Raw genomic sequence first — 13,640 nt, 5'->3', positions numbered from 1 at the left:
ATTTTCCAACTTTAAGCACAGTGCGAATTAATAAAAGAGAAGATAATGCCGATAGCCTTGAGGGCAAAGGAAAAGCGATATTCAAAGGAGATTTTACGATGCAGTTGAACCTGCTGGAGAAGCGGATGAGCAACATTCGGCTGGTGCCGAAAGTGGTGTTGCTGATGGTGGTGAGTACCATTTTGCTACTGACCAAACTCTGGTTTGATACCAACAATCTGGAGACCACCCTGCTCAGCGAGGGGCTTGATCCGGACAAAGCCAACGCCATTGCCGACCGCCTGCTCTGGAGCGGCCTGATGGAGACCACCATCATGGGGCTGCTGTTCGTGATCCTGCTGATGACCGGTTCCCGCCTGATGGTCAAGCAGGTGCACTATCTGGTGGATCTGCTGGAGCGCTTCGCCAAGCGGGATCTCAGTCACAAGGTGTTGCTCAAATCTCGGGATGAATTCGGTGACATCGCCAAGGCGGTCTCCCACTCGCAGGAGAACCTCAAAGCAGTGTTTAACAACCAGCGCGCCGCCTGCAAGGAGCTCAACGACATCGCCTCTCAGGTCACCCTCTGCATGGAGGAGGCCAACGAAGCGATCAACGAAGAGTTCACCCAGATCGAACAGCTGGCGAGCGCCATGAGCCAGATGGTCGGCGCCATTCGCGAAGTGGCTGCCCATGCGGATCAGGCCTCTCACGCCACCGCCGAAACCAGCCAGCTGGCGGAAGAGGGAAGCCGCTGCGTCGCCGATACCGTCAGCACCATCGACACCCTCTCCGGCAACATCCAGCGCTCCGCCACCGTGGTCAACGAGGTGGAGCAGGGGGTCGAGCGCATTGGCTCTGTGGTCGACACCATTCGCGGCATCTCGGAGCAGACCAACCTGCTGGCACTGAACGCCGCCATCGAAGCGGCTCGCGCCGGTGAAGCGGGTCGTGGCTTTGCCGTGGTGGCCTCCGAAGTGCGCGAGCTGGCCAACCGGGCTCAGGCCGCCACCGTCGAGATCCAGAAGATGATCGAACAGCTGCAGGGCAATGCCGGTCAGGCCGCCGAACTTATGGCCCAGAGCGTGCGCCAGGCCGACAAGGGGGTGGAACAGGTGACCCAGGCCGGTACCCAGCTCGCCACCATAGTGCAGCGGGTACAGGGTGTCGCCGACATGAACCGCCACATCGCCGCCGCCTCCGAGCAGCAGAGCTCGGTCGCCGAAGAGATGCGCGGCAATCTGGAACAGGTCAAGCAGATTGCCGAAGGCTCCGTCGTGGTGCTGCGCGAGCTGCAAGAGGCCTCCGAGCTGGTCGAACAGCACAGCAAGGAGCTCGACAGCCAGATCCACTCCTTCAAGCTCGCCTGACTGCTCGCCCTGGTCGGGCATGACCGCGTTGTGCCCTGCCGCCGCTCCCGGCCATAAAAAAATCCGAAACCAGTGGTTTCGGATTTTTTCTATCGGACAAAGGGCAGGCTCGGCTATCGCTTTGCCCACTCTTGCACAACTTACTCGGCAGCCATACGGGCTTCGATGTAAGCCAGTGCGCGGTCGATACGCGCCAGTACGCGCTCCTTGCCCACCAATGCCATTACGGCGTCGATGGCAGGGGATTGACCCAGACCGGTGACGGCCACACGCAGCGGCATACCAACCTTGCCCATGCCCTGACCCAGCTCGGCGGCAGTGGCTTCAATCAGCTCGTGCAGCGCTTCGGTAGTCCAGCTATCCAGTGCAGCCAGCTTGGTTTTGGCCAGAGCCAGCGGCTCGGCAGCCACGCCGCGCAGGTGCTTCTTGGCAGCGGCTTCGTCGATGGCCTCGTACTCTTCGAACAGGTAGCGGCTCTGGGCGGCCATCTCGACCAGGGTGTTGCAGCGCTCGGCCAGCAGGGTGACCACGTCGGCCAGCGCGGGGCCATTGCTGGTGTCGATCTTCTGGTTTTCCATGTGCCATGCCAGATGCTTGGCAACATAGGCCGGATCCAGGCTGCGCATGTAGTGGTTGTTCAGCCACAACAGCTTGTCGGTGTTGAAGGCGGAGGCAGACTTGGAGATGGCATCCAGGCTGAACAGCTTGATCATCTCTTCCAGGCTGAAGATCTCCTGATCGCCGTGGGACCAGCCCAGACGCACCAGATAGTTCAGCAGCGCTTCCGGCAGGTAGCCGTCGTCGCGGTACTGCATCACGGAGACTGCACCGTGGCGCTTGGAGAGCTTGGCGCCATCGTCACCCAGGATCATGGATACGTGGGCAAACTCAGGTACCGGCGCGTTCAGCGCCTTGTAGATGTTGATCTGGCGCGGGGTATTGTTGATGTGGTCTTCACCACGCACCACGTGGGTGATCTCCATATCCCAGTCATCGACCACTACGCAGAAGTTGTAGGTCGGCGCGCCGTCGGTACGGCGGATAATCAGATCGTCCAGCTCGGTGTTGGCGAACTCGATGCGGCCACGGACGTGGTCATCGAACACCACGGAACCTTCGGTCGGGTTGCGGAAGCGAATCACGTGCGGCGCATCGGCCGGGTGATCGTGGGCGTGGTCGCGACACTTGCCGTCGTAACGTGGCTTCTCGCCGTTGGCCATCTGGCCTTCGCGCAGTGCTTCCAGACGCTCTTTGGAGCAGTAGCACTTGTAGGCGCGGCCATCGGCCAGCATCTCGTCGATCAGACCGTTGTAGCGATCGAAGCGCTTGGTCTGGTAGTAGGGGCCCTCATCCCAGTTCAGCTCCAGCCATTCCATGCCCTCAATGATGGCGTCGATCGCCTCCTGAGTGGAACGTTCCAGGTCGGTATCCTCAATACGCAGCACGAACTCACCGCCCTGGTTCTTTGCAAACAACCAGGAATAGAGTGCGGTACGGGCACCGCCGACATGCAAAAAGCCGGTCGGGCTGGGAGCAAAACGGGTTTTGACTTTCATCTTTAAGCCTTGTGTAGAGGGCCTTGGGCCAATTCGTTAGAAAAAACCGTCGCATTTTAGCACCGACAATCACGGATGGGAAAACCATGACGCCATTGCGGGCTAAAGTAGGGGATTAAATCTGTCGCCATTTGTATCTGTAGCCCGATATTTGAAGAGGATCGCAAAACAGAAGCCCCGTTTCCGATTTGCTATGCACAATGCTGGAGAGCTGCCTCCTCCGGTCGATACCCAAATAACGCTCACCACACTTCTCACGAACAAGGAAGAGACGATGCAGTTCCGTTCTATCCAGAATCGCATTCTAGTGATGGCCGGGATCGCCATGACCGCAGCCCTGGTCATCCTGATCCTGCTCAACCAATACTCCGGCAAACAGACCCAACAACTCACCATCAGCTCCAGCCGTGAAGCGCTGCAGCAGGAGGCATGGCAGAAGGTCAGCGCCAATGCCCGCGCCGAGGCGGCCACCATCACCCAACTGCTGCAAAAAGGGCTCTCCTACACCCAGCAGATGGCCAGCGCCCTCGCCCTGCAACAACAGGGCAAACTGCCGCTGGATCGCCAGCAGGCCACCGACCTGCTCAAAGCACAGTTGGCGTTGGAGCCCCAGCTCTATGGCGCCTTCGCTGGCTTCGAGCCCAACGGTTTCGACGGTCAGGATGCCAGCTTTGCTGGCCAGAGTGCGCTGGGCAGTGACGACAAGGGGCGCTTCGTGCCCTATTTCTATCGCGACAAGGATCAAATCGGTACCGATCTGCTGCTCTCCATCGAAAAAACCGACCCAGACGAATTCGGCAATCCCGCCAACGACTACTACGCCTGCCCGAAACGGGAAGGGCGCTCTTGTCTGATCGATCCCTTCAAGGTGGATATCAACGGTCAGCAGGTGCTGGTGAGCACCATCACCACCCCCATCATGGTGAATGGCCAGTTCCGCGGCATCGCAGCCCTCGACCTGGCGGTGGACTCCATCAGTCGTCAGGCCAAGAGCCTCAACAGCAATATCTATGACGGCAAGGGCGAAACCCTGATCGTCAGCGCCGCCGGTGTCATCACCGGCACCAGCGGTGATGCCAGCCTGCTCGGCAGCAGCGCAAGTAAGGTGCTGGGCAACCAGTGGCAACAGTACCTGAAACCGGAAGTTCAGCGTCAGGAGCTGGACGAGTCATTCCGTATTTCCGTCCCCATCATGGTGCCGGGCATGAGCCGCAACTGGGCCATCATAGTCACCCTGCCCTACAAGGTGGTACTGGCGGGGGCCGATCAACTGGAAAGCCAGCTGAGCGACATGAACCAAGCAGCCATGACCCAGCAATTGGTGGGCGCCGTTATCGTACTGGTGCTGGCGCTGGCCACCATGCTGGTGATTGCACGCAGCATCACAGGCCCCATCCGTCAGATGGTCAGCCTGGTGGATGACATCGCCGATGGTGAAGGGGATCTCACCAAACGCCTCACGACCCGCTCGGTGGATGAGCTGGGGGATCTCGCCAAGGGGATCAACCGCTTTATCGACAAGCTGCAAGGGTTGCTCGGGGATGTGCTCAAGACTGCCAGCGAGGTGAACCGCTACGCCGGTGACACCGATCGCATTGCCGGTCAGACCGACAACAATCTGCAGCATCATCAGGCCGAGATGGAGCAGATGCTGACCGCGGTACAGGAGATGTCCTACGTCAGTCAGGAGGTCGCCACCCACGCCAACAATACCGCCGACTCGGCTAAACAGGCGCAAAGCGCTGCCGATCAGGGCAAGGAGCGCTTCCAGCAGGTGATCCTGTCGATGCACAAGGTCGCGGCAGAAGCCGGTAAAGGGGCCGAAGTGGTGGAAGGGCTGGCCCACGACAGCGCCCAGATCACCAGCATCCTCACCGTCATTCAGGGGATTGCCGACCAGACCAACCTGCTGGCTCTCAACGCCGCTATCGAGGCTGCCCGGGCTGGCGAGCAGGGCCGCGGCTTTGCGGTAGTAGCCGACGAGGTGCGCAAACTGGCGGGCAATACCCAGCAGGCGGTACAGAACACCCAGGAGTTGATCGAGAAGATCCGCCTCAGCTCCACCAATGCAGTCAACGCTATCACCCAGAGCCAGCAGCTGACCCATCAGGCGGTGGGCGAGGCGGATCTGGCGGAAGAGGCGCTCGGCAGCATCTACCAGGCAATCTCCACCATCAACGACATGACCTATCAGATCGCCTCCGCCGCCGAAGAGCAGAGCTCGGTCTCAGAAACCGTCTCCGGCAACCTGTCAAAAACCAACGCACTGGCCAACGACATTGCTCAGGATGCGACCGAAACGGCCAAAGCCAGTCAGGCATTGCGTCAGGCTGCCGACAAATTGCAGCAATTATTGGGTCAATTTCGTCTCAGCTGATAATTTTCCGCCTCAGGACTCTCCCCCTCGGGGGCGAGTCCGTTTACCATAGGCGACGAATTTGCCTGATGGCAGGCAATGTAGTGAGAGGTAAATGCCGTGCCCACCCCGGACCGTCGCCCACGAGGCCATAACAGACGAGCCCAGCAGCGTCGCCAAGACGAATCACAAGGATCCCTGCTCCATCGCATCAATGCCGCGACCCTGTCCCTGCGCCAACGTTTTGGCCAAGGGATGAGCAACCTCGGCCAACGCCGCCAGGATGCCAAAGCAGGCAAATTCAAGCTGTCCAGCCCGCTGCCCCGCAAAAACACCATAGGTCTGCTGATCCTGATCCCGCTCTGGTTGCTGGTGCTGGCCTGGGAGCCGGCACCATCCGCTCCCAAAGCAGCCCCTTCCGGCTCGCTGGAAGTGCCGCTGGCCGTGCCTGCTCAAGCTCTAACTGTCGGCAATGGCGCGGCAGGCAGTGCGCCCGCGGCAGCCAAGCCGGTCGAAGAGAAGGTCAACGGCACCTGGCTGCAACACGATGTGCAGGCGGGTGAGACCCTCTACTCCATCTGGCGTAAATTCGAGTTGCCGGGTGCCGAGCTGAGCCGCCTGATCGCCATCGAGGGGCCGGATCGCCCCCTGACCCGCCTGCAATCGGGCCGCTCTATCTTCATCCTGGTGGACGACACCCGCCGCATCCAGCGGGTGGAGATCCGCTCCTACGGTCAGGCAGTCTACCGCTACGACCGGCAGGGCGAAGGGTTCGCCCTCAAGGAATAACAAAAACGGGAGGCGCTGGCTTCCCGTTTTTTTCAGTCAAATCTCTTCAAATAAGCTACTGACTTCACAATATTTTTAGCTTGTTCAAAAAACGAAAGGGGTCAAATTGACAAGGATCGGCGCTAACGTACAATCGTTTGTGCTTTAGACAGGGATTGTTCTACGTGCTACTGGGACAAAGAGACGTGGTCAGTCATGAGCCAACCCCTGCTTGCAAGGCAAATGCAGCCCAGCACGGGCTTAGTTTCATTTTGTTATTGATAGGATTTAGCACATGTCTGACATTCGCACCGGCCAGGTAAAATGGTTCAACGAAACCAAGGGTTTTGGCTTTATTGAACAATCCCAGGGTCCGGACGTATTCGTTCACTTCTCCTCCATCCAGAGCACCGGTTTCAAAACCCTGGCTGAAGGTCAAAAAGTCCAGTTCACTGTGACCCAGGGCAAAAAAGGCCCTCAGGCTGAGAACGTTACTCTGGTTTAAGCCCGCGCCAGTGAATCATGCAGGAGGAGCCAAGGCCCCTCCTCTTTTTTGCCCGCAATTCTCGCCTCCCACCACCTGTTACAACCGCTTGCCTCGTACAATCCGCACCATGAGCCCACATCCCCTTCCTGTTAGCAGGAGGTGGTAGAGACGCACCTAGTAAACGCCAGATACGACAAAGCATCGCAGCGCGATGTGAGGGGCAATTCAGAGGGATTATGAAGACTTCGAAGAGAGATTGGAGCGGGAAACGAGACTCGAACTCGCGACCCCGACCTTGGCAAGGTCGTGCTCTACCAACTGAGCTATTCCCGCAACAGAATGTCATTTACAAGTGATTGGAGCGGGAAACGAGACTCGAACTCGCGACCCCGACCTTGGCAAGGTCGTGCTCTACCAACTGAGCTATTCCCGCAACAGAATGTCATCTGCAAGTGATTGGAGCGGGAAACGAGACTCGAACTCGCGACCCCGACCTTGGCAAGGTCGTGCTCTACCAACTGAGCTATTCCCGCAACAGAATGTCATCTGCAAGTGATTGGAGCGGGAAACGAGACTCGAACTCGCGACCCCGACCTTGGCAAGGTCGTGCTCTACCAACTGAGCTATTCCCGCATCGGAATATCACTTACAAATTTTTTGGAGCGGGAAACGAGACTCGAACTCGCGACCCCGACCTTGGCAAGGTCGTGCTCTACCAACTGAGCTATTCCCGCAACAATTTGGTTGTCTTGAGGCTGGCTGATGATTGGAGCGGGAAACGAGACTCGAACTCGCGACCCCGACCTTGGCAAGGTCGTGCTCTACCAACTGAGCTATTCCCGCATCGGGCTGGTTTGCACCAGTGTCATCATCAGATTTTTGGAGCGGGAAACGAGACTCGAACTCGCGACCCCGACCTTGGCAAGGTCGTGCTCTACCAACTGAGCTATTCCCGCAACTACCTTAAAACAGGCCGTACAGCATTTGGTTGCTTGCGCTACTGTACGGGAGCCGAATTATAAGAGCAGTCATTCCAATTGCAAGGGCTTTTTTGTCTGGTTGCGCGCGTTCGCTCAAAAGCTGGCCGAACTGTCGATTTTAGCAGCCAGAGTATGACAAACCCTTGCCGGGGAATCAGATCTTGAAGACGTGGCTGCGATAGAACTGCAGTTCGGCGATGGATTCGCGGATATCGTCCAGCGCCTGGTGGGTGCCGCTCTTCTTGAACTGATCCAGCAGTTCCGGCTGCCAGCGGCGTACCAGCTCCTTGATGGTGCTGACGTCGACGTTGCGGTAGTGGAAGAAGGCTTCCAGATCGCTCATGTGCTTGACCATGAAGCGGCGATCCTGACCGATGCTGTTGCCGCACAGCGGGCTGGTGCGCTCCGGCACCCACTGGCGAATGAACTCGAGGGTCTCGGCAACGGCTTTCGCCTCGTCGTGCTGGCTCGCCTTGACCCGGGCCACCAGACCGCTCTTGGTATGGGTGTTGACGTTCCAGTCGTCCATCTTGGCCAGCTCTTCATCACTCTGATGAATGGCGATGACCGGCCCTTCGGCCAGTACGTTCAGATCCTTGTCGGTGACGATGGTGGCAATCTCCAGTACCACGTTCTCTTCGGGGTCGAGACCCGTCATCTCCATGTCGATCCATACCAGGTTCTGCGCGCTGACTGTCATGATTGCTCTCTCTATTGGGAGGAATGGCGGAATTTTGCCAATTTGCATGTATCATACTGGCTTTGGATCTGTTCATAAACTGGCGAATCGAGTGGCAAAGAAAGCAAAACTCAATCTGGGTCAACAAAGGCGCGTCCAGGCCAACCGCGAACGGCGGCTGCAAAAAGATCACACCACAGTGGTGGATGACACCCTGTTTGGCCCCGCCATCGAAGGGGTGGTGATCAGTCGTTTTGGTCAGCACGCAGACGTGGAAGCGGTCGATGGCACCATCCACCGCAGCAACCTGCGGCGCAGCAGCATCAGCAGTCTGGTCTGTGGCGACAAGGTGGTGTGGCGTCCCGGCCTCAATGCCGCGACAGCGGGCGTCATCGAGGCGGTGCATCCGCGCCACTCGGTACTGACCCGGCCGGACTTCTACGACGGGGTCAAACCCATCGCCGCCAATATCGACCAGATCATCATCGTCTCGGCGGTGATGCCCGAGTTCTCCACCAACATCGTCGACCGCTATCTGGTAGCTGCCGAGGATGTGGAGATCCGCCCCCTCATCGTGCTGAACAAGGTCGACATGCTCGATGATGCCGCCAGAGCGCGCATCGAAAGCCAGCTCGAAACCTACCGCAAGCTCAATTACGAGGTGCTGCTGGTGAGCTGCGAGAGCGGTGAAGGGCTCGATGAGCTGAAAGCCGCACTGACCGACAAGATCAGCATCTTCGTCGGCCAGTCCGGGGTGGGCAAATCCTCGCTCACCAACGCCCTGATGCCGGGGCTGGATGTACTGACCGGCGAGATCTCCGAAAACTCGGGGCTCGGCCAGCACACCACCACCACGGCGCGGCTCTACCACTTCCCGAGCGGTGGCGATCTCATCGACTCCCCCGGGATCCGCGAGTTCGCTCTCTGGCATCTGGAAGCCGACCGCATCACCTGGTGCTTCGTCGAATTCCGCGACTACCTGGGTGGCTGCAAGTTCCGCGACTGTACCCACAAGGACGATCCCGGCTGTGCCCTGCGCGCCGCGGTCGAGGCGGGCGCCATCAGCGCCGATCGCTTCCACAACTATCACCGCATCCTGGAAACCATGCAGGAAGCCCGTCACGGTCGCCAGCAAGCGCGCCTGTGACCCTAATAAACCTACGTTGATGATGAACATGAGCATTACTGACAACCTGAAAATTGCCGGTCAATACTGTCTGCCCAAGCACGCCCTCTCCCGTCTGATCGGCAAATTTGCCGCCGCCGAAGCGGGTAACATCACCACCAAAGTGATCGAGGCCTTTATCAAGCAGTATCAGGTCGACATGAGCGAGGCGCTGCACGAGAGTCCAGCCCACTACAAGAGCTTCAACGAGTTCTTCACCCGCGAGCTCAAGCCCGGTATCCGCCCCGTGGTAGAAGATGCCATGACCCTGGCGCTGCCGGTGGATGGCACCGTCAGCCAGCTCGGCCCGATCCAGCAGGGTCGCATCATTCAGGCCAAGGGCCACGACTACAGCGCCCGCGAACTACTGGGCGGCTATGAGGATCTGGTGGCGCCATTCAAGGATGGCGACTTTGCCACCATCTATCTGGCGCCCAAGGATTATCACCGCATCCATATGCCGCTGGACGGAGTGCTGGAGAGCATGGTGTTCGTGCCGGGGGATCTCTTCTCCGTCAACCCGCTCACCGCCGAGAACGTGCCGAACCTGTTTGCCCGCAACGAGCGGGTGGTCGCCACCTTCCGCACGCCGCACGGCCCCATGGCGCTGGTGCTGGTCGGTGCCACTATCGTGGCCAGCATCGAGACCATCTGGGCCGGCAACATTGCGCCGACCAAAGAGAAGAAGGTGGTGCGCTGGGACTACACCGGCGACGAAGCCATTACCCTGCAGAAAGGCGCCGAAATGGGCCTGTTTAAGCTGGGCAGCACCGTGGTCTGCCTGTTTGGCCCGGGCATGCTGGCCGGTTTCGAACCCCATCTGGCCAATGGCGTCACCACCCGCATGGGTCAGCCCTTTGCCAAGCTGGCGGAGCAGGCATGAGCGAGCAACCAAACGCCTCGCAGAAAAACAACCCGCTGCACGGGCTGACGCTGGAAGCCATCGTCACCGCGCTGGTCGAACACTACGGCTGGGAAGAGCTGGGGCAGCAGATCAATATCCGCTGCTTCACCGATAATCCCAGCATCAAGTCCAGCCTGAAGTTCTTGCGCAAGACCCCCTGGGCTCGGGAGAAGGTCGAAAGCCTCTACCTCTACGTCCAGCGCAAGCAAGCCAAATCGAAGAAGGAAGGGCAAGATGGCCTTTAAGATTACGTATACCTATAAAAAGCAGGCCAAAGAGATCGGCTACGCGAACGACAAGTTCCGCAGCATCTACGACGCCATCGCCGCTGCCGAAGGGCTGGATCTCACCAGTTTTCACGCCATGGAGGCCCAGCTGGCTCAGGTATGTCGCCGTGACAAGAAAAGCGTGAAGGATTACCAGGAGAACTACTTCAAGGAGCTGGGATTCTCCAACATCGTCATCGAACGGGATCTTCAGGAGTAACCATGCGCACCTTGACCCTGATGGCCGCCTCTCTGCTGCTGGCGGCATGCAGTACACCGGAACAACATCTGGTGGGCGGCGATCGCGACAGCCACGGCTGTATCGGCAGTGCGGGCTATCAGTGGTCAGCACTGACTGGCAAATGTGTGCGCCTGTTTGAGCAGGGTATCCGGCTCAATCCAACCGATGCCAACCAGACCAGCAGCGCCTTCGTGCTGTTCAACGCCGATCAGAGCAAGGCAGAGCTCACCCTGCCGACCAGCGAGCAGCACCTGCTGACCCGTCAAGGTGCGGAGGGCAACTGGTCGTGGCAGGGCAGCGGCTACACCCTCTTTATCTGGAAGGGTTATGTGCTCAAGCACGGTGACAAGGCGCTCTATCACGGGGAATAACCCCGAGGGATAGTGCACTGCGTGGTATCGGCGCGATGCCAGCGAAAAAAATGCCGACCCAAGGGGTCGGCATTTTTGTATCTGACACAACCGGTTATCAGGCGCGGCTGAGGTAATCGGCCTGCCCTACCCACTTGTAGCTGGTAAGCTCGGTCAGCCCCATGGGACCACGGGCGTGCAGCATCTGGGTCGATACCGCCACTTCAGCTCCCAGCCCAAACTGGCCACCATCGGTGAAACGGGTGGAGGCGTTGACATAGACAGCCGCCGAACCGGCCCCATTGACGAAACGCTCGGAGTTGGCCAGATCGTTGGTCAGGATGGCATCGGAGTGACCGGCGTTGTGCTCGCGCATATGGGCCAGTGCCTCGTTCACATCCGCCACCAACTTGACCCCCAGGGTCAGCCCCAGCCACTCGGTATCGAAATCCTCCGGCCCCGCCTCGCACAGGTTGTCGGCACCCGCCAGCAGCGTCATGGCGTTGGCCGCGGCCACCAGCGTCACCTTGCGCTCGTTCATCAGCGTCACCAGCTGTGGCAGGAAAGCCGAAGCGACTTTCTCGTGTACCAGCAGAGTATCGAGGGCGTTGCAGGCGGAGGGGCGCTGCACCTTGGCGTTGTCGATAACCGCCAGAGAGCGCACCAGATCGGCACTCTCGTCGACGAAGATGTGGCTGATGCCGAAACCGCCGATGATGACCGGAATGGAGCTGTTCTCCTTGCACATCTTGTGCAGGCCAGCACCGCCACGGGGGATGATCATGTCCACATAGCGGTCGAGACGCAGCAACTCGCCGACCAGCGCCCGATCCGGGTTGTCGATGTACTGCACCGCCGCCTCGGGCAGACCGGAGGCCGCCAAGGCATGCTGGATCACCCGCACCAGCTCCAGATTGGAGTGGAAGGTCTCGCGCCCGCCACGCAATATGCTGGCGTTGCCAGTCTTGAGGCAGAGGCTGGCGATATCGATGGTGACGTTGGGGCGCGCCTCGTAGATGACGCCGATAACCCCGATGGGCACCCGACGACGGGAGAGCCGCAGGCCATTTTCCAGCACTCGGCTATCCATTTCGGCGCCAACCGGATCGTCCAGCGTGATCACCTTGCGCACATCCGCCACAATCCCGGCCAGCCGGGCCGGATTGAGCAGCAGGCGATCCAGCATCGCCTCTGACAAGCCCGCCTCACGGCCGGCGGCGATATCTTTCGCATTGGCGGCGAGGATCTGTTCACTGCGCGCCTCAAGCTCGTCGGCGATGGCGGCCAGCGCCCGGTTCTTCTGCGCCGTGCTGATGGTAGCCAGCTGATAGGCGGCTTCACGGGCCGCCTGCCCCATTTTCTCCAGACTCATCTCAGTTCCCTTTGTTCATGCCGTGCCGCCTTGATTAGAGCAGCACCATGTCGTCTCGATGGATGGCCACAGAGCCGTAGCCATAGCCCAATACCTGTTCAATCTGATCAGAGTGGACGCCGCGCAGCTTATCCAGCTCCAGATGATCGTAACGGCAGATGCCACGGGCCAGCTCGGCGCCCTTGGGATCAAGAATGCGCACCACATCGCCCCGAATGAAATCGCCCTTGACTGCCACAATCCCCTTGGGCAGCAGGCTGGAGCCTTTATCCTTCATGGCGGCCACTGCGCCCTGATCCACATGCACTTCGCCGTGAGGAGGTGGGCCTGCCAGGATCCAGCTCTTGCGCCCTTCCAGCGGGGACGCCAGCGCGGGGAACAGGGTACCAATACGCTCACCCTTGGCGAGACGGCCGATCACCTCCGGCATCTGGCCGGTCGCGATCACCACGTTGACACCAGCTCGACGCGCCACATCGGCGGCCTGCAGCTTGGTAGCCATGCCGCCGGTGCCGAGGCCGCTGACACTGTCACCCGCCAGCGAGCGCAGGGTATCGTCGATGGTCTGCACCTCTTCAATAAGCTGGGCATCGGGATTGGTACGCGGATCGGCGGTAAACAGCCCCTTCTGATCTGTCAGCAGGATCAGCAGATCCGCATCCGCCAGAATGGCGGCCCGTGCGGAGAGGTTGTCGTTGTCGCCGACCTTGATCTCGGCGGTCGCCACCGCATCGTTTTCGTTGATGACCGGAATAATGCGGTGATCGAGCAGAGTGCGCAGGGTGTCGCGGGCGTTGAGGTAGCGCTCCCGATCTTCCAGATCGGCGCGGGTCAGCAGCATCTGGCCGATATGCAGACCGTAGAGGTTGAACAGATCCTGCCATACCCGAATAAGCTGGGTCTGACCAACCGCCGCCAGCATCTGCTTGTTGGGCAGGGTTGGCGCCAGTGGCGGGTGACCCAGATGTTCACGCCCGGCGGCGATAGCCCCTGATGTGACGACCACGACCCTGTGGCCGTGACGGTGCAAGGCCGCACACTGTCTGACCAGCTCGACCATATGGGCACGATTGAGCTGGGAAGACCCCCCTGTGAGCACGCTGGTGCCCAACTTGACGACTATGGTTCTGTTTTCCATGGGAGCATAAAGGCTAAAAAATAAGGAAT

13 protein-coding genes and 7 tRNA genes are annotated in these 13,640 nt (G+C 59.5%); 9 read left to right on the top strand and 11 right to left on the bottom strand.

Annotated features, from left to right (window positions below; genetic code table 11):
* Window positions 1-98 precede the first annotated feature (98 nt).
* The gene (locus I6L44_RS00325) at window positions 99-1,349 is read left to right on the top strand and encodes a methyl-accepting chemotaxis protein (protein WP_216952949.1); all 1,251 of its coding nucleotides are present in this window, start codon (window positions 99-101) and stop codon (window positions 1,347-1,349) included.
* Window positions 1,350-1,489: 140 nt separating this feature from the next.
* Here I6L44_RS00325 and gltX read toward each other — a convergent pair whose 3' ends face one another.
* Window positions 1,490-2,905: a glutamate--tRNA ligase gene (gene gltX, locus I6L44_RS00320; RefSeq protein ID WP_076360502.1), complete on the bottom strand. Its 1,416-nt coding sequence runs from the start codon at window positions 2,903-2,905 to the stop codon at window positions 1,490-1,492.
* A gap of 274 nt (window positions 2,906-3,179) precedes the next feature.
* On the opposite strand from gltX, the gene I6L44_RS00315 reads away from it, so the two are divergent.
* From I6L44_RS00315 to I6L44_RS00305, 3 genes are all read left to right on the top strand, one after another.
* Window positions 3,180-5,282, top strand: a complete 2,103-nt coding sequence (locus I6L44_RS00315; protein WP_216952948.1) for a methyl-accepting chemotaxis protein — start codon at window positions 3,180-3,182, stop codon at window positions 5,280-5,282.
* Window positions 5,283-5,381: 99 nt separating this feature from the next.
* Complete coding sequence (locus I6L44_RS00310) at window positions 5,382-6,050, top strand: LysM-like peptidoglycan-binding domain-containing protein (protein ID WP_103250429.1); 669 nt, start codon at window positions 5,382-5,384, stop codon at window positions 6,048-6,050.
* Window positions 6,051-6,324: 274 nt separating this feature from the next.
* A complete protein-coding gene (locus tag I6L44_RS00305; protein WP_005338972.1) occupies window positions 6,325-6,534 on the top strand; it encodes a cold-shock protein in 210 nt (69 codons plus the stop codon).
* Between the two features lie 239 nt (window positions 6,535-6,773).
* Here the strand turns inward: I6L44_RS00305 and I6L44_RS00300 are convergent.
* The 8 genes from I6L44_RS00300 to orn form a co-directional block, all read right to left on the bottom strand.
* Window positions 6,774-6,849 (bottom strand) — tRNA-Gly (locus I6L44_RS00300).
* Between the two features lie 24 nt (window positions 6,850-6,873).
* Window positions 6,874-6,949: transfer RNA gene (locus I6L44_RS00295), tRNA-Gly, on the bottom strand.
* 24 nt (window positions 6,950-6,973) lie between these two features.
* Window positions 6,974-7,049 (bottom strand) — tRNA-Gly (locus tag I6L44_RS00290).
* Window positions 7,050-7,073: 24 nt separating this feature from the next.
* A tRNA-Gly gene (locus I6L44_RS00285) sits at window positions 7,074-7,149 on the bottom strand.
* A gap of 25 nt (window positions 7,150-7,174) precedes the next feature.
* A tRNA-Gly gene (locus I6L44_RS00280) sits at window positions 7,175-7,250 on the bottom strand.
* Window positions 7,251-7,283: 33 nt separating this feature from the next.
* Window positions 7,284-7,359: transfer RNA gene (locus tag I6L44_RS00275), tRNA-Gly, on the bottom strand.
* Between the two features lie 37 nt (window positions 7,360-7,396).
* Window positions 7,397-7,472 (bottom strand) — tRNA-Gly (locus I6L44_RS00270).
* 178 nt (window positions 7,473-7,650) lie between these two features.
* The gene (gene orn / locus I6L44_RS00265) at window positions 7,651-8,196 is read right to left on the bottom strand and encodes an oligoribonuclease (RefSeq protein ID WP_159158278.1); all 546 of its coding nucleotides are present in this window, start codon (window positions 8,194-8,196) and stop codon (window positions 7,651-7,653) included.
* 91 nt (window positions 8,197-8,287) lie between these two features.
* Between orn and rsgA the strand changes: the two genes are divergently transcribed.
* Genes rsgA through I6L44_RS00240 form a run of 5 tightly spaced genes read left to right on the top strand, consistent with a single transcriptional unit; the run spans window position 8,288 to window position 11,122 of the window.
* Window positions 8,288-9,322, top strand: a complete 1,035-nt coding sequence (rsgA, locus tag I6L44_RS00260; protein WP_043822940.1) for a small ribosomal subunit biogenesis GTPase RsgA — start codon at window positions 8,288-8,290, stop codon at window positions 9,320-9,322.
* Window positions 9,323-9,350: 28 nt separating this feature from the next.
* A complete protein-coding gene (asd, locus tag I6L44_RS00255; protein ID WP_026034874.1) occupies window positions 9,351-10,223 on the top strand; it encodes an archaetidylserine decarboxylase in 873 nt (290 codons plus the stop codon).
* Window positions 10,220-10,489: a VF530 family DNA-binding protein gene (locus I6L44_RS00250; protein ID WP_005349372.1), complete on the top strand. Its 270-nt coding sequence runs from the start codon at window positions 10,220-10,222 to the stop codon at window positions 10,487-10,489. Before asd ends, I6L44_RS00250 begins: the two co-directional genes overlap by 4 nt.
* Complete coding sequence (locus I6L44_RS00245) at window positions 10,479-10,730, top strand: DUF2960 domain-containing protein (protein ID WP_005338984.1); 252 nt, start codon at window positions 10,479-10,481, stop codon at window positions 10,728-10,730. Before I6L44_RS00250 ends, I6L44_RS00245 begins: the two co-directional genes overlap by 11 nt.
* Window positions 10,731-10,732: 2 nt before the next feature.
* The gene (locus I6L44_RS00240; RefSeq protein ID WP_216952947.1) at window positions 10,733-11,122 is read left to right on the top strand and encodes a hypothetical protein; all 390 of its coding nucleotides are present in this window, start codon (window positions 10,733-10,735) and stop codon (window positions 11,120-11,122) included.
* 97 nt (window positions 11,123-11,219) lie between these two features.
* Here the strand turns inward: I6L44_RS00240 and I6L44_RS00235 are convergent, their stop codons facing one another.
* A complete protein-coding gene (locus I6L44_RS00235; RefSeq protein WP_216952946.1) occupies window positions 11,220-12,473 on the bottom strand; it encodes a glutamate-5-semialdehyde dehydrogenase in 1,254 nt (417 codons plus the stop codon).
* A gap of 34 nt (window positions 12,474-12,507) precedes the next feature.
* A complete protein-coding gene (gene proB, locus I6L44_RS00230) occupies window positions 12,508-13,611 on the bottom strand; it encodes a glutamate 5-kinase (protein WP_216952945.1) in 1,104 nt (367 codons plus the stop codon).
* Window positions 13,612-13,640: the final 29 nt, after the last annotated feature.

The sequence above is a fragment of the Aeromonas sp. FDAARGOS 1414 genome, from assembly GCF_019047065.1.
Lineage (GTDB): Bacteria > Pseudomonadota > Gammaproteobacteria > Enterobacterales > Aeromonadaceae > Aeromonas > Aeromonas veronii_A.
This window is presented reverse-complemented; position numbering and strand designations above follow the sequence as displayed.